Annotated in this window: 11 protein-coding genes; 8 read left to right on the forward strand and 3 right to left on the reverse strand. The window is 73.7% G+C overall.

Annotated features, from left to right (window positions below):
• Nucleotides 1-1137, reverse strand: a complete 1137-nt coding sequence (locus tag ACZ7H1_RS00975) for a polyamine ABC transporter substrate-binding protein (RefSeq protein WP_470782561.1) — start codon at nt 1135-1137, stop codon at nt 1-3.
• Nucleotides 1138-1195: 58 nt separating this feature from the next.
• Nucleotides 1196-2356, reverse strand: coding sequence for an aromatic ring-hydroxylating oxygenase subunit alpha (locus ACZ7H1_RS00980; protein WP_470782563.1), 1161 nt, complete (start codon nt 2354-2356; stop codon nt 1196-1198).
• A 478-nt stretch (nt 2357-2834) separates the two neighbouring features.
• Here ACZ7H1_RS00980 and ACZ7H1_RS00985 point away from each other — a divergent pair, with 478 nt between their 5' ends.
• From ACZ7H1_RS00985 to ACZ7H1_RS01015, 7 genes are all read left to right on the forward strand, one after another.
• Nucleotides 2835-3251: a hypothetical protein gene (locus ACZ7H1_RS00985; RefSeq protein ID WP_470782565.1), complete on the forward strand. Its 417-nt coding sequence runs from the start codon at nt 2835-2837 to the stop codon at nt 3249-3251.
• Nucleotides 3248-4567 carry an NADH-ubiquinone oxidoreductase-F iron-sulfur binding region domain-containing protein gene (locus tag ACZ7H1_RS00990; RefSeq protein WP_470782566.1) on the forward strand — a complete coding sequence of 440 codons (1320 nt, stop codon included), beginning with the start codon at nt 3248-3250 and terminating at the stop codon, nt 4565-4567. The genes ACZ7H1_RS00985 and ACZ7H1_RS00990 overlap by 4 nt, the downstream gene beginning before the upstream one ends.
• Complete coding sequence (locus ACZ7H1_RS00995; RefSeq protein ID WP_470782568.1) at nt 4564-4755, forward strand: ferredoxin; 192 nt, start codon at nt 4564-4566, stop codon at nt 4753-4755. Before ACZ7H1_RS00990 ends, ACZ7H1_RS00995 begins: the two co-directional genes overlap by 4 nt.
• 1 nt (nt 4756) lies before the next feature.
• Nucleotides 4757-6841, forward strand: a complete 2085-nt coding sequence (locus ACZ7H1_RS01000; RefSeq protein ID WP_470782570.1) for an acetate--CoA ligase family protein — start codon at nt 4757-4759, stop codon at nt 6839-6841.
• A 113-nt stretch (nt 6842-6954) separates the two neighbouring features.
• On the forward strand, nt 6955-8127 hold the full coding sequence (locus ACZ7H1_RS01005; RefSeq protein ID WP_470782571.1) for an acyl-CoA dehydrogenase family protein: 1173 nt from the start codon (nt 6955-6957) through the stop codon (nt 8125-8127).
• 38 nt (nt 8128-8165) lie between these two features.
• On the forward strand, nt 8166-9338 hold the full coding sequence (locus ACZ7H1_RS01010) for an acyl-CoA dehydrogenase family protein (RefSeq protein ID WP_470782573.1): 1173 nt from the start codon (nt 8166-8168) through the stop codon (nt 9336-9338).
• Nucleotides 9339-9433: 95 nt separating this feature from the next.
• Entirely contained in the window at nt 9434-10045 is a 612-nt protein-coding gene (locus tag ACZ7H1_RS01015) for a TetR/AcrR family transcriptional regulator (protein ID WP_470782575.1), read from the forward strand.
• Between the two features lie 45 nt (nt 10046-10090).
• Here the strand turns inward: ACZ7H1_RS01015 and ACZ7H1_RS01020 are convergent, their stop codons facing one another.
• Entirely contained in the window at nt 10091-10546 is a 456-nt protein-coding gene (locus tag ACZ7H1_RS01020) for a hypothetical protein (RefSeq protein WP_470782577.1), read from the reverse strand.
• 209 nt (nt 10547-10755) lie between these two features.
• On the opposite strand from ACZ7H1_RS01020, the gene ACZ7H1_RS01025 reads away from it, so the two are divergent.
• On the forward strand, nt 10756-17829 hold the full coding sequence (locus tag ACZ7H1_RS01025; RefSeq protein WP_470782578.1) for an RHS repeat-associated core domain-containing protein: 7074 nt from the start codon (nt 10756-10758) through the stop codon (nt 17827-17829).
• The last annotated feature ends 5 nt before the right edge of the window (nt 17830-17834 follow it).

The raw sequence follows: 17834 nt of genomic DNA on the forward strand, positions 1-17834 counted from the left end.
TCACCCGGCCTTCACGTCGGTCCAGGCGGCGTCGCGGGCCCGTTCGCCCTTGGCGGTGCCGTTGCGGAAGAAGAGGTCGTCCTTGAGGTCGTCGGCGGTCACCTGGCACTGCGGGAAGGGCTCCACGAGAGCGGAGTACGTGTCCTCGCTGCCGTGGACCGGCATCGGGTAGCCGATGTACTCGATGTTCCTCTTCACGTTCTCCGGGCGGAGCATGTAGTCGATGAAGAGCATCGCGGTCCCGGGGTGCCGGGCGTTGGCGGGGATGGCGTAGCAGTCGGAGTTGACGGGGGCGCCCTGCCGGGCGACCTCGAAGCCGAAGACGGAGGGGTCCTTCGCCTGGGCCAGCATGGCGGCCATGTCCCCGCTCCACGCCTGGGTCATGTCGGCGTTGCCGTTGAGCAGGTTGTTGTAGCTGTCGCTGGAGAAGCCGCGCAGGCGGGGGCGGAGCGAGCGCAGGGTCCCGGTGATCATCTTGAGGTCGTCCGGGTCCTCGGTGGTGAGGTCGAGGCCGTGCTTGAGCGCGCCGAGGCCGAGCACCTCGTCGCGGTCGTCGAGGACGAAGACCCTGCCCTTGGCCCTGGCGTTCCACAGGTCGTCCCAGGAGCCGGTGAGGTCGCCGAGCCGGTCCCGGCGCCAGCCGATGCCGGTCTTGTACATCGTGAAGGGCACGGTGTGCGCAGAGCGCGCGTCGTACCAGGGGTCGGCGAAGTAGTCGTAACTGCCGAAGACGGCACCGGCGTTCTTCAGCCGCGCGTGGTCGATCGTGCGCAGCTTGCCTCCGGCGGTGAGGCGCTCCGCCCACTTCGCGGTGGGGAAGATGACGTCGTAGCGGTTGCCGGCGTTGAGCTTGGCCGCCATGCCCTCCATGGAGTCGAAGTTCGACTGGACGACCTTGACGCCGTACTCCTTCGAGAAGCCTTCGAAGACGGCCGGGTCGACGAAGTCGGCCCAGTTGAAGTAGACGAGGTCGCCGTCGACCCTGACGTCGATCGGGGTCTGCCGGGCCTCTGTGCGGGCCGGGTCGGAGCCGGCGTCCGAAGAGAAGCCGCAGCCGGCCGCGGTGAGGCCGAGGGCAGCGGCGGTGCCGGCGCGCAGGAGCGAACGGCGGGACGGGGAACGTTCCTCGGGGGACATGGGGGTCCTCTCCGTAGGGCCGCAGGGGGACGGCGGGGGCGGGGCGGGGGAGCCGGAGTCAGTGCTCCGCGGCGGCGAGGTCGGCCCGGATGCGGGCGGCGAACCAGCCGACGGCCGACTCGCGCCGCGAGAGGGGGCCGGGCTCGAACCCGGGCGTGGTGAGCCCCTTCTGTACGCGGGCGACCAGCTCGGCGTCCTCGTCGTTGGTGATCCAGCCGATGTGGATGTTCAGGCGCCGGGCGAGGCGGGTGCGCAGGCCCGTGCCGCGGCGGGTGTAGAAGGCGCCGGGCACGGCCACGCGGTCCACGGCCGTCGGGATCGCGGTCCAGGCCAGCACGTGGTCGGGGTAGAAGTCGAGGAGGGTGTTCGGGTAGATCACGGCGTACCGCCAGACCCGGCGGTCGGCCTCGGCGAGGCCCGGCATGGGGGCGGCGAGGCGCTGGTAGAGGCGTTCGGCCCAGTTGGAGGACGGCTTGTCGCGCAGGGGCGAGGCGAAGAGCGCGTACGACTCCTCGGTCCGGCAGGTGTAGTTCTGGTAGTCGAGCAGCCGCATCAGCCCGGGGTGGGCGACCGGGACGTGGTAGCCCTCCAGGTAGTTGTCGACCGCCACTTTCCAGTTGGCCTCCTGTACTTCGGCGGAGGCCAGGTCGTGGATGCGGCTGCGTCCGACCGGTACGAGGTCCGGCCCGGCGTAGTGGCCGATCGCGTCGGCGAGGCCCGCGCACTGCTCGGCCAGTGGGACGGCATCGGGGTCGAGGTTGACGAAGACGAAGCCGAGGAAGGACTCGACGCGGGCCGGGAACAGGCCGAGCCGGGGCTTGTCGAGGCAGGGGATCTGCCGGGCCTCCGGGGCGCCGACGAGCGTTCCGTCGAGCCGGTAGGTCCAGCCGTGGTACGGGCAGCGGATCGCCTTTCCGGCCGGTTCCGGGGCGGTGACCAGGCGGGTGCCGCGGTGGCGGCAGACGTTGAGGTGGGCGGCCAGGCCGCCGTCCTCGGTGCGGACGACGAGGACCTCGCGGTCCGCGACCGCGGCGGCGATCCGGGCGCCGGGGTCGGGGAGGTCGGACTCGTGGCAGACGACCTGCCACGACTTGGCGAACACGTGCCGCACCTCCGCGGCGGCGGTCTCGGGGTCGGTGTAGTAGCGGGCCGCCAGCGCGGGCCCGGGGGCCGCCCGGCCGGGCGGATCGAGTGGTGTTCCGAGGGCTCTGGAGTGCATCGGGTGACTCCTCCGTGCCGCGCGTGCGGCGATGGGTGTCGAGGCTGCGACCCAGCGGCGGGCAGCGGCAGGCGGCGGACGCCGGGAGCACGCTGACCGATTGGACAGCCAGATTGCTGGCTGCTTTCCGCCGGGTCAAGACTTGTACGCTGACCGATCGGTCAGCTAGCGTGATTGGCATAGCCGATCCGGCGTTTCACCGCTTTCGTCCGGCCCGTACGGGCCGGACACGGCCGGTTCCCGGCTGCCCCTCCGTATGCGATCCGCCGGGGCGGCCGGCCGGCCGCGCACCGCCAGGGCGCGGCCGGGACCACCACCGGCGCCTCCTGCAACGCGCACCGGGTACCCGCTCCCTCCGCACTCCGACCCGGTGCCTGCGCCCCGCGCCCCGCTCCCGAGGCCCCCGCCCCGGCCGGGCACGGCATCCCGCCCCCCCGCACCCTCCTCCTCCACCACCCCATCCCTCCCGGAGGCACGCATGAGCGGTCATCGGCGTCTGGACTGGCTCGGGCTCACCCCCGAACCGGAGCGGGAACTCCCCGCCGCGGTCGCCGTGCTGCGCGCCTCGTCACAGGGCACGCCCGGTACGCCGGCCCCGGCGCTCGCGGCCGCCGAGCGGCGCCGCGTGGAAGACCTGGTCCTGCGCGGCAGCCGGCACGGCTGGCTCCGCTACCTCGCCGAGGTCACCGGCCTGGTCACCGCGGTGGCCGCCGGGGCCCGGCCGGGCGACCGGACCGCCGCGCTGCTCGCCGCCGAGGTGGTCCTCGACCACCACCGCATGCTCATCGGCCTCCCCGGCCCGGGATACGGCCGTACCGCGCAGGACCGCACCGCACTCGAAGCCGCAGTACGCACCCTGCGCGCGGCCCCCACCGGCCCAGGAGGCCCCCGATGACCGTGATCCGCCACCTGGCGGCGCCGCCGGGCACCGTGCTCGGCCCGGCGCCCGGCACGACGGAGAGCGCCGGCGCCTACCGCGCCGCCGGCGGCTACGCCGACACGACGGGCCCGGACGAGCTGCTGCACCACCTCGCCGCCTCCGGTCTGCGCGGCCGCGGCGGTGCGGGCTTCCCGGCCGCCGTCAAGCTCCGTGCCGTCCGCGAGCGGGGCGGCGCCCCGGTCGTGGTCGCCAACGGCGAGGAGGGGGAACCCGGTTCGGCCAAGGACCGCTGGCTGCTGCGGGCCCGCCCCCACCTCGTCCTCGACGGCCTCGCCCGCGCCGCCGCCGTCACCGGTGCCGTACGCGGCTACGTCTACCTCTCCGACCCGGAATCCGCCGCCCGCATCCGGGCGGCCCTCGCCGAACACCCGCCGCACCTGCCCGTCGAGGTCGTCGAGACCGCCCGCACCTACGTCGCCGGCGAGGAGAGCGCGGTCGTCCGCAGGATCGACGGCGGGCCGGCCCTGCCCACCGCCAAGCCGCCCCGCCCCTTCGAACGGGGTGTCGGCGACGCACCGACCCTCGTCTCCAACGTCGAGACACTCGCCCGCATCGCCCTCACCGCCGCCCACCCCGGCCAGGGCCGCCGGATCGCCCGCACCACCCTCGTCACCCTGTCCGGCGGACCCGGCGCACCCCTGCTCACCGAGGTCCCGTACGGCACCACCCTGCGCGCCCTGGCGGCTGCCCACGGCACACCGGACGCGGCCGGGGCCCTCATGGGCGGCCTGTTCGGCGGCCTCGTCGACACCCGCGCCCTGGACCTCCCCCTCGATCCGGACGCGCTCCGCGCCGCGGGTACGGCCCTCGGCTGCGCGGCGATCCGCTTCCTCGCCCGCGGATGCTGCCCGGTGGCCACCGCCGCCGAGGCCGCCGGCCACCTCGCCGCCCAGAGCGCACGCCAGTGCGGGGTCTGCGTGTCGGGCACGGCGGCCATCGGCGGCGCCCTGGCCGCCCTGGCCGCCGGCTCCGCCGCACCCGACACGGTCACCCGCCTCGACCGGTGGGCGGGGAGCCTGCCCGGGCGCGGAGCCTGCGGCCTGCTCGACGCCGCCGCGGCCACCGCCGGCAGCCTGCTGCGCACCTTCCCCGGCCTCGTCCGGTCCCACCTCGCCGCCGCGTGCCCCGCCTGCGCCGCCGCCCCGCCCGGGGACGGCCGCCGCCTCGCCGTGGCCGTACCGGACGTCACCCGCACACCCGAGGGCCGCACCCCGCCGCCCCGCACGACCCCGCCCCGCACCCCGCTGTCCGTGCTGAGAGGAACGCCGTGAAACTCCTGATGGACTCCACCCGCTGCCAGGGCTACGGACTGTGCCGGGAACACGCCCCCGGACTCGTCGAACTCGACGAATGGGGCTACGCGAAGGTCGTCGCCGTCGCCGTCCCGCCCGGCGAGGAGGACGCCGCGCGCGCCTGCGCCGAAAGCTGCCCCAACTCCGCCCTCCGCGTGGAGCGCTGACATGGCGCGCGATCTGACGGCACTCTTCGACCCCGCCTCCGTCGCCGTGGTCGGCGCCAGCGACGACCCCGCCAAGTACGGTCACGCCGTGGCCTCCCAGGCACTGCGCGCCCCCGGCCGGCGGCCCGTACACCTGGTGAACCGGCGCGGCGGCACCGTACTCGGCCGTACGGCAGCCACCTCCCTCGCCGCACTCGGCGAGCCCGTCGAGCTCGTGGTCGTCTCCGTCCCCGGCGCGGGGTTCGAGGCCGCCGTCGACGACGCCCTGGCCTGCGGGGCGAAGGCGATCGTCGCCATCACCGCCGGCTTCGCGGAGGCCGGACCGGCGGGACTGGCCCGGCAGCAGGCGGTCGCCGCACGCGTCCGGGCCGCCGGAGCCGTGCTCGTCGGCCCCAACTGCCTCGGCATCGCGGACAACACGACCGAGCTGTACCTCGCCTCCGACCGCTTCGCACCCGGCGGCGTCGCCCTGCTCAGCCAGAGCGGCAACCTCGCCCTCGAACTCCAGCTCCGCGGCGCCCCGCACGGCCTGGGCTTCTCCCGCTTCGTCTCGCTCGGCAACCAGGCCGACGTCACCCTCGTCGACCTGGTCGAGGACTGCGCCCGCCACGACGCCACCTCCGCGATCGCCGTGTACGCCGAGGACTTCGGCGACGGCCGCGCCTTCGCACGGGCCGCCGCCGGGGCGGGCAAACCGGTGGTCCTGCTGACCGCCGGCCGGGGCAGCGCCTCCGCCCGCAGCGCCCGGTCGCACACCGGCGCGCTCACCTCGCCCGCCGACGTGGTCGCAGCCGTGTGCCGGGACGCGGGCGTCGAACTCGTCCGCACGCCAAGGGAGATGACCGTCGTCCTGGCCGCGCTGGAATCAGGCCCGCACACCGGCCCGCGTACGACCGGACGGCGGACCGCGGTCTTCACCGACGGCGGCGGTCACGGCGCCGTCGCGGCCGACGCGGCCGAGGACGCCGGACTGGAAGTCCCCGAACTCGGCGCGCCGACGCAGGACCGGCTGAGAAGCGTGCTGTGGGAGCAGTCCGCCGTCGGCAATCCGGTCGACCTCGCGGGCATGGGCGAACAGCGCCCCCTCTCGTACGCCGACACCGTCGCCGGACTGCTCGCGGCCGAGGAGGTCGACGCCGTCCTGATGACGGGCTACTTCGGCGGCTACGCCGCCTCCGAAGGCGGCCTGGGCGGCGGCCCGGCCGGCGGCTCCGTCCTCGCCGAGGGCGAGACCAGGGCCGCCAAGGAGATCGTCGCGCACCTCGCGGCCGCGCCGAAGCCGCTGGTCGTGCAGTCGATGTACCCGCGGTCGCCGAGCTGCCGGGTCCTGGCCGAGGCCGGGGTACCGGTGTTCGCCGACACCGAGGACGCCGCCCGCGCCCTGGCGGCGTTGACCGGCCGGGCGCCCGCTGCCGGGCCGCCCGGCGTCACCCCGCTGCCGCCCGCGGCCGAGCCGCTGCGGGACCCGGGCTACCACGGGGTGCGGGCGCTGCTCGGCGCCGCCGGGGTGCCGTTCCCGGCCGCCCGCGAGGTCACCGACGAGGCCGGACTGCTGGCCGCCGCCATGGAGTTCGACGGACCGTACGTCCTGAAGGCCCTGCACCTGCTGCACAAGTCCGACGCCGGCGGCGTCGCGCTGCGGCTGGCCGACCGGGACGCGCTCCTCGCCGCGTACCGGGACATGCGGGCCCGGCTCGGCGCGCCGTCCTACTCGGTCGAGGCGATGGCCGCCCTCGAAGACGGCATCGAGCTGATCGTCGGCGTGAACCGCGACCCCCGGTTCGGACCGGTGGCCATGGTCGGCCTCGGCGGCGTCCTCACCGAGACCCTGCGCGACGTCGCCTTCTCGGCGGCCCCCGTACCGGCCCGGCGGGCCGAGGCCCTGCTGCGCGGGCTGCGGACCGCCGCGCTGCTGGACGGCGTACGCGGCAGGCCCGCCGTCGACGTGGCCGCCGCGGCCGCCGAGATCGAACGGATCACCACCGTGGCCGCAGCCCACCCGGAGATCGCCGAACTGGAGGTCAACCCCCTGCTGGTAGGCCCGGACGGTGCGCTGGCGCTGGACGCGCGAGCCGTCCTCGGCTGACCGGCCACCGGCCACCGGCCCCATCCGGCCCATCCAGCCCGTCCGTCGGATCCATCCCATCCGTCTCGCCCATCGCACCCGCACCCCCACGCCTCCCGGAGGACACCGCCACCATGGACTTCCGCTACACCCCCGAGCAGGCCGGTCTCAAAGCCAGGGCCGCCGCCTACACCCAGCTCCTGATGAGGTACGAGAACCAGTCCGAGGAGGCCGGCGGGCCGCTGCCCGCCGGGACGGTCCGCGACCTGACCCGCGCCGCGATCGAGGCCGGCGTGTACGCGATCAACATGCCCGCCGAGTGGGGCGGCGCCGGGCTGTCCCTGCTCGACCAGGTCATCGTCGAGGAGGAGTTCGGCAAGGTCACCAACTGCCTTTGGGACATCCCCTGGCGGCCCGCGAACGTCCTCGCCCACGGCACGCGGGCCCAGCGCGAGAAGTACCTGCTGCCGGTCATCCGGGGCGAGCGCTTCGACGCGTTCGCCGTGACCGAGCCCGGCGCCGGCTCCGACCCCGGCTCCGGCACCAGCACCGCGGCCCGTACCGACGGCGGCTGGCTGCTGAACGGCGAGAAGTGGTTCGTCACCTGCGGCGACATCGCCGACTTCCTGCTGGTGCAGGCCGACGCGGGCCCGGAGCGCGCGGCGACGCTGTTCTTCGTGGACAAGCAGGCGCCGGGCGTCGAGATGACCCGGGTCCCGCGGTTCATGCACTCCGCGGTCAACGGGCACCCCGAATTCACCTTCACCGACGTCTTCGTCCCCGACGAGGACGTGCTCGGCGGGGTCGGCAACGGCTACGAGCTGACCAAGGAGTGGTTCACCGACGAGCGGCTGATGATCGCGGCGCGGACCGTCGGGGCCGCCGAGCGGGCCCTGGAGCTGGCCCGGGACTGGGCCGTGGAGCGGCGCCAGTTCGGTTCGCGGATCGCGGACTTCCAGCTGATCCAGGGCATGCTGGCCGACTGCGCCGTGGACATCGCGGTGAACCGCGCGTACACCCACCAGGTCGCCTGGGAAGCGGACCGGCCGCACACCGACCGCAAGACCCTGCACGCCAAGGCGTCGACGGCGAAGCTCGCCGCGAGCGAGGCGGCAGGACGGGTCATCGACCGGTGCGTGCAGATCTTCGGCGGCCGCGGCTACGACCGCTCGTACCCCGTCGAGCGCATGTACCGCGAGCTGCGCGTCGACCGCATCTGGGAGGGCACCTCCGAGATCCAGCGCCTGATCATCGCCAACGAGCTCGTCAAGCGCGGCACTCGGGCCCTCGCGCTGCCCGTCTCCTGACGACCGCCCCGCCACCACGACCCAGAGGACCCACGGACATGGACTTCCGTCTCACCGCCCGCCAGGAAGAGCTGAAGAGCACGGCGCGCTCGCTCACCGAATTCATCATGAAGTACGAACTGGACTGCGAGGAGAACAACGGCCTGCCGGCGCAGGCCCACACCGAGATCCGCGACGCCGTCCTCGACAGCGGCCTGCAGGCCGTCAACATGCCCGCCGAGTGGGGCGGCGCCGGACTCGGCATCCTGGAACAGGTCACGGTGCAGGAAGAGCTCGGCCGGCTCACGGGCGCGCTGTGGGACACGGTGTGGCGGCCGGCCAACGCCCTGTCCTTCTGCACGCCCGAGCAGCGCGAACGGTACCTCGTGCCCGTGATCCGGGGCCGGCGCCGCGACTGCTACGCGGTGAGCGAGCCGGAGGCGGGCTCGGACCCGCAGAGCCTGAGGACCACGGCGACGCGGACCTCCGGCGGCTGGGTGCTGAACGGCGAGAAGTGGTTCGTCACCGTCGGCGACCACGCCGACTTCATGATCGTGCTCGCCGCGGCCGGGGAGGAGCGGGCCCCGACCCTCTTCCTCGTCGACAAGGACACCCCGGGCATCGAGATGACCCGCGTCCCCCGCTGGATGCACACCTTCGTCTACGAGCACCCCGAGTTCACCTTCACCGACGTGCACGTCGGCGACGACGCGGTCCTCGGCGAGCCGGGCCAGGGCTACGACATCACCCGCTCGTGGTTCACCGAGGAACGGCTGATGATCGCCGCCCGGACGATCGGGGCCGCCGAGCGGGCCCTGGAGCTGGCCCGGGACTGGGCCGTGGAGCGGCGCCAGTTCGGTTCGCGGATCGCGGACTTCCAGCTGATCCAGGGCATGCTGGCCGACTGCGCCGTGGACATCGCGGTGAACCGCGCCTACACCCACCAGGTCGCCTGGGAGACCGACGAGGGCCTGACCGGCCGCAAGACCCTGCACGCCAAGGCGGCCATCGCCAAGCTGTCGGCGAGCGAGGCCTCCGGCCGCGTCATCGACCGGTGCCTGCAGATCTTCGGCGGCCGCGGCTACGACCGCTCGTACCCCGTCGAGCGCCTCTACCGCGAACTGCGCGTCGACCGCATCTGGGAGGGCACCTCCGAGATCCAGCGCCTCATCGTGGCGGGCGAACTCGTCAAGCGGGGCACGGGCGTGCTGGGGATGCCCGGCTCCGGGTGACCCGCCTGCGGAATGCGCAAGGATGATGGACCGGTGGGTCCGGCAGCCGGACCCACCCGCCCGCCCTGCGGGCGCCGACACGGGGAGCAGTCAACGTGACCAAGGCCGAGCGCGCATTCGAGACGCGGGAGCGGATCCTCACGGCCGCGTGCGAAGTGATCGCCGAGATCGGTTTCGAGAACGTCAGCATGCGCAAGGTCGCCGAGCACGCCGGTGTCTCCAAGGCCCTGCTGCACTACCACTTCGACACCCGCGAGAAGCTGTTCGCCGAGGCGATGACGCACTCCTTCGCCCAGACCGGTACGGACACCGACGCCGATGCCGGCGAGGTGCCGGCCGCCGTGGTCCTGGCCCGCATCCTGCGCAGCATGCTGCCGGCGGACGCGGAACTGCGCCAGGACTGGAAGCTCTGGCAGGAGCTGTGGGTACGCGCGCAGCGCGACCCGACGGCCAGGCACCTCGCCGTCGACCTGTACGACCAGCTGCACGCCTGGGTCGGCGGCGCCGTGGAACGCGGCATCGCCTCGGGCGAGTTCACCGACTGCGACGTCGCCGCGCTCAGCACCTTGGTCCTGGCCCTCTGCGACGGCCTGGGCATCCGCGTGATGCTGGACGACCCACGGGTCGACCTCGCCACCGCGCGGGCCGCGATCTGGGGCGCCATCGCGCCGGCTCTCGGGATCGACCCCGCCTTCCCGGACGTCTGAGCACCGCCTCCGTCCGCCGCGGGGCGCCTCAGCGGATCTCGTGGATCACGCCGTCGATCCCCGCCCGGTAGAGCTTCCCGGCCGAGAAGCCCCGCCGTGTCGAGGCTGCTGCTGGTGGACCCGGCCCGTGCCGACGAGCAGCCGCCCGTCCTCGCGGACCACGATCCCGCCGTTGGCGCCGACGCGCCCGGTGATCGGGACCGGAGTGCTCCCGGGCACGTCGATGCGGTAGACCCGGCCCGAGTGGTACGCGGTGGCGAACATCCGGCCCTGCCGGTCGACGGCGACCGACTCGTCCCGGTCGGGTATCCGCGCCACCCCGGCCGGCCGGGCTCCGCCGGCGGCTCCCGCGCAGTCCGGCGCCGCATGGGCCGGGGCCGCCGCCGGCAGGCCCGCCGCCACGACCGCCAGTACGGCCGCGGCCGTCACGGCGCCGCGGCGCGAGAGGCGCAGCACGGCGTGCAGCAGCGCCTTCGGCTCGCCTGTGTGAGTGTCCGTCATCGAGTCCCGTTCCCGTTCGCGTCCCGTGTTCCACCCGGTCCGCACCGGCCTCGCGAGGCGGTCTACCCGACTTGCCGGACGAACAGGCCCTGTTTGTAGGCCTGTTCGCCTAGGGTGAGCATTCCTGCGCCGGGGGGCGCAGGACGTTTCGCTCTGGGGAGGGCGTAGTGGGGGCTGGACTTTTAGCGCGTTCGCGCACGCGTGTGCTGGTGGTCGGGGCAGTGGCCCTGGCCCTGCTGGGGGGAGCGGTGACCGCCGAGGCGGCGCTGCCCACCCGCGAGCCGGCGGCGGCCGCCGCCCCGGCCGCGGATCCGCAGCCGCCCGGGGAGAGGGCCGGGCCACCGGAGCAGGCGGCCGCCGCCGCGCCCACGACGGACGACGCCGTCTACGCCTACGACGCCGCGGGCCGGCTCGCCGGCCTCACCGACCCGGCCGGGGAGACGGCCCGCTACCGCTATGACGCGGCGGGCAACCGGCTGGGCGTGGACCGGTTCCCATCCACGAACCTGTCCGTGCTGTCCGTGGTGCCGGTACGCGCCGTCCCCGGAGCCCGCATCACGCTCTCCGGCACCGGCTTCTCCACCACGGCCGCCGGCAACAAGGTGACCCTCGGCAGCCGGGCGGCCACCGTCGTCAAGGCCACCGCGAACCAGCTGGTCGTCAAGGTGCCCACCGGCGCCGCGACCGGCAAGGTCACCGTCGGGGTCGGCAGCAGGAGCACCGTCGCGGCCGAGTCCTTCACCGCAGCGGTACCGCCGAAGATCACCGGCATGGACCCGGTCACCGGACCTCCCGGCACCGTCGTCACCCTGACCGGCTCCGGCTTCGCGGCCGCACCCGCCGACAACGCCGTCCGGTTCAAGGGGATCCTGGCGACGGTGACGGCCCGTACCGCCACCGCCCTGAAGGTGAAGGTCCCGCCCGCCGCGGTCTCCTCGTCCGCACCGGTCGAGATCACGACCCCGGACGGATCCGCCGTATCCGCGGCGCCGTTCGACGTGACCCGCCACGTCGGTGAGATCGAGACCACGGCGCTGACCTCGTACACCGACGAGACACCGCCCGTGGTGGGCACCACGGCCACGCTCAACATGGCCGAGGTCCGCTTCGACGGGGGCAAGGGCCACCACGTCGGCTTCGGCTTCACCGAGTCGACGTACCGGTCGGACCTGTACGTCGAACTGCTCGACCCGCAGGGCAAACCGGTGCCGGACGGCGGCGGCTACCTCTCGCAGAGCCGCACGCGCTGGGGAGTGAGCAACCTCCCGGCGACCGGCAGGTACTCCCTGCTGGTCAAGTCCGGCACCGGCTACAACCCCGGCAAGGTCAAGGTCACCGTCTCCCGGGCGCTGGCCGTGCCCCCGCTGACCACGACCGCGGCCCCCGCGACCCCCAGGACCACCAGGGCGGGCCAGGGGATCCACGCCACGTTCAAGGCCTCCGAGGGCGCCGACGTCTCCATCGCCGCCACGGGCAGCACCTTCACGGGGAGCGCTTCGCTGTGGGTCGTCGCCCCGTCCGGAGCGGACGTGGGCAGTACGCAGACGGTGTACCCGGGCGGCGCGCAGTCCATCCGGATGCAGGACCTCAAGGAGACCGGGACGTACTCCGTCTTCGTCGTCCCGAGCAAGGCCGAGACCGGCTCCGCCACCCTGACCCTGTCCGCCGACGCACGCAGCACGCTGACCCTCGACGGCCCGTCGGCGCCCGCCCGGGCGACCCGCCCCGGCCAGCGGATGCGGGTGGAGTTCAAGGCCCCGGCCGGCGGATCCGCCGGGTTCGCGCTGACCGGCAACACCTTCGAGGCCAGCAGCAGGCTCGATCTGTACGGGCCCGGCGGCGGCTACCTCGGCTACGTCGGCCCGAAGCAGGACGGCATCAGCTACCTGACGGGTCTCGAGCCCGGCCGCCCGTACGCCGTCACCGTGACCCCCGAGGGAGTGGCGGTCGGCCAGACGACCGCATGGCTCTCGGGGACGAAGGCCGTCGCGCTCGCCGCGAACACACCCAAGACCGGAACCCTCACCCGCCCCGGCCAGACGCTCGAATTCACGATGGCCGCCTCCGCCGGCGCCGGCGTCAGCGTGCTGCTGAACGGGCCGACCTTCGGGCCCTCGACCGTCCGCGCGTACGCCCCGGACGGGACCACCGAGTCCCGGTCGATGTCGCTCTCCACCGAGATCGACGTGGACCTGCGCGCCCCGCTGCCCGCCGGCACCCACCGCATCAGGGTCAGCCCCGACCGGCCCAACACCGGAAAGGTCGTCGCCACCCTGCTGCCGGACGTGGTGGGCGGCAAGCTGACGGCGGGCGGGCAGCGGCGGCCCGCCGAGATCACCCGCCCCGGCCAGAACGCCCGCTACACCTTCACCGGCACGGCCGGGCAGCGGCTCACCCTGGACGTGGGCGCGTCACCGTACAACTGGCTGCTGTCCGTGCGCAGGCCGGACGGACGGTGGCTGGTCGAGGACAGCTACGTCTACGACACCACCGCGTCCGAACGGCTTCCCGAGCTGCCCGAGGCGGGCACCTACACCGTGACCGCCGCGCCGTACCTGGCCCGGACGGGCACCTTCAGCCTCGGGCTCTCGCCCACCCCGGCCGCGGCCGCCGTTAAACCCCCTGCGGGTGCGGCGCCCAAGGCCCCCGCAGCCCCGGGGACCGACCCGGCCGGGCCCGACAGCTGGCGGCCCGCCAGGGCCCAGCTCGCCGGCGCGGACTGGACGACCCGGCGCGGCAGCGCGCCGAAGGCCCCGGCCCCCCTGCGCGCCCCGGCCGGCAGCACGGCACTGACCGGGCACGTGCTCAAGCTCGACGGCAGCCCGCTGCCCGGTGTCACGGTCCGCGTGGGCGCCGTACGCTCCCGTACCGACGCCCGGGGGCGCTTCCTGCTCGCGGGCATCGACGAGGAGTCCCGGACCCTCGTGGTCGAGGGGGCCTCCGCCGACACGGCCGGCCGCCGCTACGGACGCTTCGACATCCGCATCACACCGAAGGCCGGCCGCAGCACCGACCTGGGCTTCCCGGTGTGGATGACCCCGCTCGACACCCGGCACACCGTCCGCTTCGAAGCCCCCGCCCAGCGCGAGGTGGTGCTGAAGACCCCGCACATCCCGGGGCTCGAAGTCCGCATCCCCAAGGGCTCGGTGGTCCGCGACGAGCACGGGAAGCCCGTCACCGAGCTCGGCATCACCGCCATCCCGATCGACCGGCCGCCCTTTCCGCTGCCGGCCAACGGCGTCGTGCCGGTGTACTTCACCGTCCAGCCCGGCGGCACCCACGTCTTCCCCGAGGGCGCCCGGGTCGTCTACCCGAACTACACCCGTGAAGCCCCCGGCACCCGGGTCGAGTTCATGGACTACGACCCCGCGAAGAAGGGCTGGTACGTCTACGGGCACGGCCGGGTCTCCGCGGACGGCCGCCAGGTGGTCCCCGACCCCGGCACGCGGGTCTGGGCCTTCCACGGCGCGATGTTCAACCTCGAAGGCGTCAGCCCGCCCGAGCGCAGCCGGCTGAAGGACGCCGTCGACTGGGTCTCCGGCGACCCGGTCGACCTCGCGACCGGCCTGATGACCGACACCCGCACCGACCTGGCCGTGTCCGGCGGCCTCGGCACGGCCGAGGTCAACCGGACGTACTGGCAGGGCGACAAGGGCAAGCGCGCCTTCGGCATCGGCCGCGACCTGTCGTACAACGCCTTCCTGCACTCGATCGAGTACTACAAGCAGGTCGACCTGCACCTGCCGGGCGGCGCCAAGATCCACTTCGTGCGCACGTCGGAGGGCAGCAGCCCCTTCGGCGCGGTCTTCGAACCGACCGACACCCCCTCGGAGTTCCGCGGCGCGAAGCTCGCCCACGAGAACGGCACCGGGACCAACCAGTGGGTGCTGCGCTTCCGGGACGGAACCTCCTGGCACTTCCCCTGGTACTCGCCGCTCAGGGAGATCCGCGACCGCCACGGCAACGTCACCAAGGTGACCCGGATGGGCGGCAACGTCGACGAGAAGGGCCCCGTCGCCCGCGTCGACGCCCCCGGCGGGCGCTGGATCGCCTTCACGTACGACTACGAGCAGCGGGTCCGCCAGGCGCGCGACAACACCGGCCGCACCGTCTCGTACACCTACGACAAGGCCGGCCGGCTCGCGACGGTCACCGACCCCGCGGGCAAGGTCCTCACGTACACCTACGACGGCGACAGCAACCGCATCGCGACGGCCAGGGACGCCCGCGGGATCACCTACCTGGCCAACACCTACCACCCCGACGGGCGGGTCAGGACCCAGAAGCTGCCCGAGGGCGCGGCGTACTCCTTCGCCTACGCCACGGGGGCCGGCGGCACGTCGTCCGTGCAGGTCACCCAGCCCGGCGGGGCGGTGCGCCGGGTCGTCTTCGGAGCAGGCGGACTCGGGCTCTCCGACACGCAGGCCCACGGCTCGCCCCTGGCGCGCACGACGAAGTACACCCGCGGCGCGTACGGCCGGATCGATGCGGTCACCGACCACTTCGGGCGGCGCACGGACCTGAAGTACGACGCCAACGGCCACCTGACGAGCTCGGTGGAACTGGCCGGCACCGCGAACGCCCGGAGCACCGGGAGCACCACCTACGACGGCCCCTTCGACCAGCCGACCAAGGTGGTCGACGCCGCCGGCAACACCACGCTGATCGGCTACGACGCAGCGGGCAACGTCGACAGGACCACCGACCCCGAGGGCCGGGTGAGCACCTTCACCCACCTGCCCACGGGCCAGCGGCAGACGGCCAAGGACCCGTCGGGCGCCGTCACGACGTACACGTACAGCCACGGCGACCTGGTGTCGGTCACGGACCCCCTGGGCCGCACCACCGGCCAGTTCACCGACGCGGCCGGCCGCCCGACCGCCCTCACCGACACGACCGGAGCACGCACCTCCTTCGCGTTCGACACGCTCAACCAGCCCACCCGGGTCACCGATCCGCTGGGCCGGGCCTCGGCGTTCGCCTACGACCCCAACGGCAACCTCACCCGGTTCACCGACGCCCGCGGCAACGCGGCCGGGTGGACCTACGACAACGCCGACCGGCCGAAGACCGCGACCGACCCGCTCGGCGGGCAGGCGGTGTTCGGGTACGACAAGGCCGGCCGGATCACCTCGGGCACCAACCGCGAGGGCCAGGTCGCGACCACCGGGTACGACCTGCTGGGCCGGACCACGGCCACGGCGTACGGCGTCAAGGCCGGCGTCGCCGAGTCCAAGGCCACGTACACGTACGACGCGGTGGACCTGCTGGAGAAGATCACCGACAGCAAGGCCGGTACCCAGTCCTTCCGTTACGACGCCCACGGCCTCCTGCGCTCCACCACCGGCCCCACGGGCACCGTCGCCTACACCTACGACAAGGCCGACCGCCGCGCGACCATGACGGCCGCCGGAGTCAGGACGGTCTACGGCTACGACAAGTCCTCGGCCCTGAAGTCGGTCAGGACGGGCACCGAATCGGTGCTCTTCACGCTCGACGCCGCCGGCCGGGAGTCCGTGGCGACGCTGCCCGGCGGCATCACCCGCAGCACCGGCTACGACAAGACGGGCGCCGTCACCTCGCTGGCGTACAAGAAGGGGGCCACCGCCATCGGTGACCTCCGGTACACCCGGGACGCCGCAGGCCGGCAGTCCCGCCTGACGGGCACGCTGGCGAGCGTGGCCCTGCCGGCGGCCGAGTCCGGATCGGTCTTCGACAAGGACAACCGGCTCACCCGCTTCTCCGGCCGCAGCCTGACCTACGACAAGAACGGCCAGCTCAAAACCGACGGCCTGCGCAGCTACACCTGGGACGCCCAGGGCCGGCTGACCGGCCTGGCCAAGTCCGGACAGGCCTCGTCCTTCGCGTACGACCCGCTGGGCACACGCAGCGCCAAGACGGTCGGGACCGCCAGGCAGCGGTTCCTGACGGACGGCTCCAACCCGCTCGTCGAGCAGTCGGGCACGGGCACGGCCTCGGCCACCGTCGCGACCTCGGGACTGGACCAGTTCCTCACCCGGACCTCCGGCGGCAAGACCCAGGTCTACCTGACCGACGCCCTCGGCACCGTGGTCGGCCTGGCCGACCCGGACGGCAAGGTCGCCACCCGGTACTCCTACGACCCGAACGGCCGGGCCGCCCGCAGCGGCGCGGCGACCACCAACCCGTACACCTTCACGGGGCGCGAGGACGACGGCACGGGCCTCCTCTACTTCCGCGCCCGCTACTACGACCCGCAGACCGGCCGGTTCGTCTCGCAGGACCCGATCGGGCACGACGGCGGCCCGAACCTCTACCAGTACGCCCTGTCGTCCCCCACCACCTACACCGACCCCTCCGGCAACAACCCCCTGCTCGTCGGCTGCCTGGCCGGCGGCGTCATGGACGGACTGTCCGACTGGGGCATGCAGCGCCTGTCGGGCCGGAAGGTCGACTGGGGCCAGGTCGGCATGTCGGCGCTCACGGGCTGCGCGACGGGCATGCTCGGACCGCTGTTCGCGGCGGGCAAGTGGCTCAAGCGCGCCGCTGCCACCTGCGCCGTGCCCAACAGCTTCACCGAGGGCACGCCGGTCCTGATGGCCGACGGTTCCCGCAAGCCCATCGAGGACGTGCGGACCGGCGACCGGGTCCTGGCGACCGATCCGGAATCCGGCGCGAGCGTCCCCCGCGAAGTCACCGCACTGATCAGGGGATCGGGACAGAAGGAACTGGTCGACCTGACGCTGTCCACGGCCGACGGGGGCAGGGACTCCTTCACCGCCACGGCCGGGCACCCCGTCTGGCTGCCCGAGGCGGGCGAATGGGCCGAGGCCGGAACCCTCCTCGAGGGCCAGTGGCTGCGCACCTCGGCGGGCACGCACGTCCAGATCTCGGCAGTCCGCCACCGCACCGCCACCGCGGCCGTCTACAACCTCACCGTCGACGACCTGCACACCTACTACGTGGTGGCGGGGGACACCCCGGTCCTCGTCCACAACGCCGGCGGCTGCCGGCTTCCCAAGGGCGGCGTGTACGCGCTGGTGTCGCAGAACGGCACGGTGATGCGCACCGGCATGGCCTCGAACCTGCGCAGCCGCCTCGCGTCGCACGCCCGCACCTATCCTGGCCTCCAGCCGGTGATCCTCTACCGGTCGGACAGCAGGGCCGTCCGGCGGGGCCTGGAGCAGCTGGCGGAGAACGCCTTCTCGCCGATCCTGGCACGGCAGCGGGCCATCGCCCTCGACAATCCGAGGATCGGGGAGTACATGCAGGCAGCGCGTGACTTCCTCGACCGGGTGAACTGAGAAAG

This window comes from Streptomyces sp. NPDC037401 (assembly GCF_055602345.1).

What these genes read in the sequence shown, in the direction of transcription:
- ACZ7H1_RS00975 (WP_470782561.1), bottom strand. Translation starts at nt 1,137, where the DNA reads ATGTCCCCCGAGGAACGTTCCCCGTCCCGCCGTTCGCTCCTGCGCGCC.
- ACZ7H1_RS00980 (WP_470782563.1), bottom strand. Translation starts at nt 2,356, where the DNA reads ATGCACTCCAGAGCCCTCGGAACACCACTCGATCCGCCCGGCCGGGCG.
- ACZ7H1_RS00985 (WP_470782565.1), top strand. Translation starts at nt 2,835, where the DNA reads ATGAGCGGTCATCGGCGTCTGGACTGGCTCGGGCTCACCCCCGAACCG.
- ACZ7H1_RS00990 (WP_470782566.1), top strand. Translation starts at nt 3,248, where the DNA reads ATGACCGTGATCCGCCACCTGGCGGCGCCGCCGGGCACCGTGCTCGGC.
- ACZ7H1_RS01000 (WP_470782570.1), top strand. Translation starts at nt 4,757, where the DNA reads ATGGCGCGCGATCTGACGGCACTCTTCGACCCCGCCTCCGTCGCCGTG.
- ACZ7H1_RS01005 (WP_470782571.1), top strand. Translation starts at nt 6,955, where the DNA reads ATGGACTTCCGCTACACCCCCGAGCAGGCCGGTCTCAAAGCCAGGGCC.
- ACZ7H1_RS01010 (WP_470782573.1), top strand. Translation starts at nt 8,166, where the DNA reads ATGGACTTCCGTCTCACCGCCCGCCAGGAAGAGCTGAAGAGCACGGCG.
- ACZ7H1_RS01020 (WP_470782577.1), bottom strand. Translation starts at nt 10,546, where the DNA reads ATGACGGACACTCACACAGGCGAGCCGAAGGCGCTGCTGCACGCCGTG.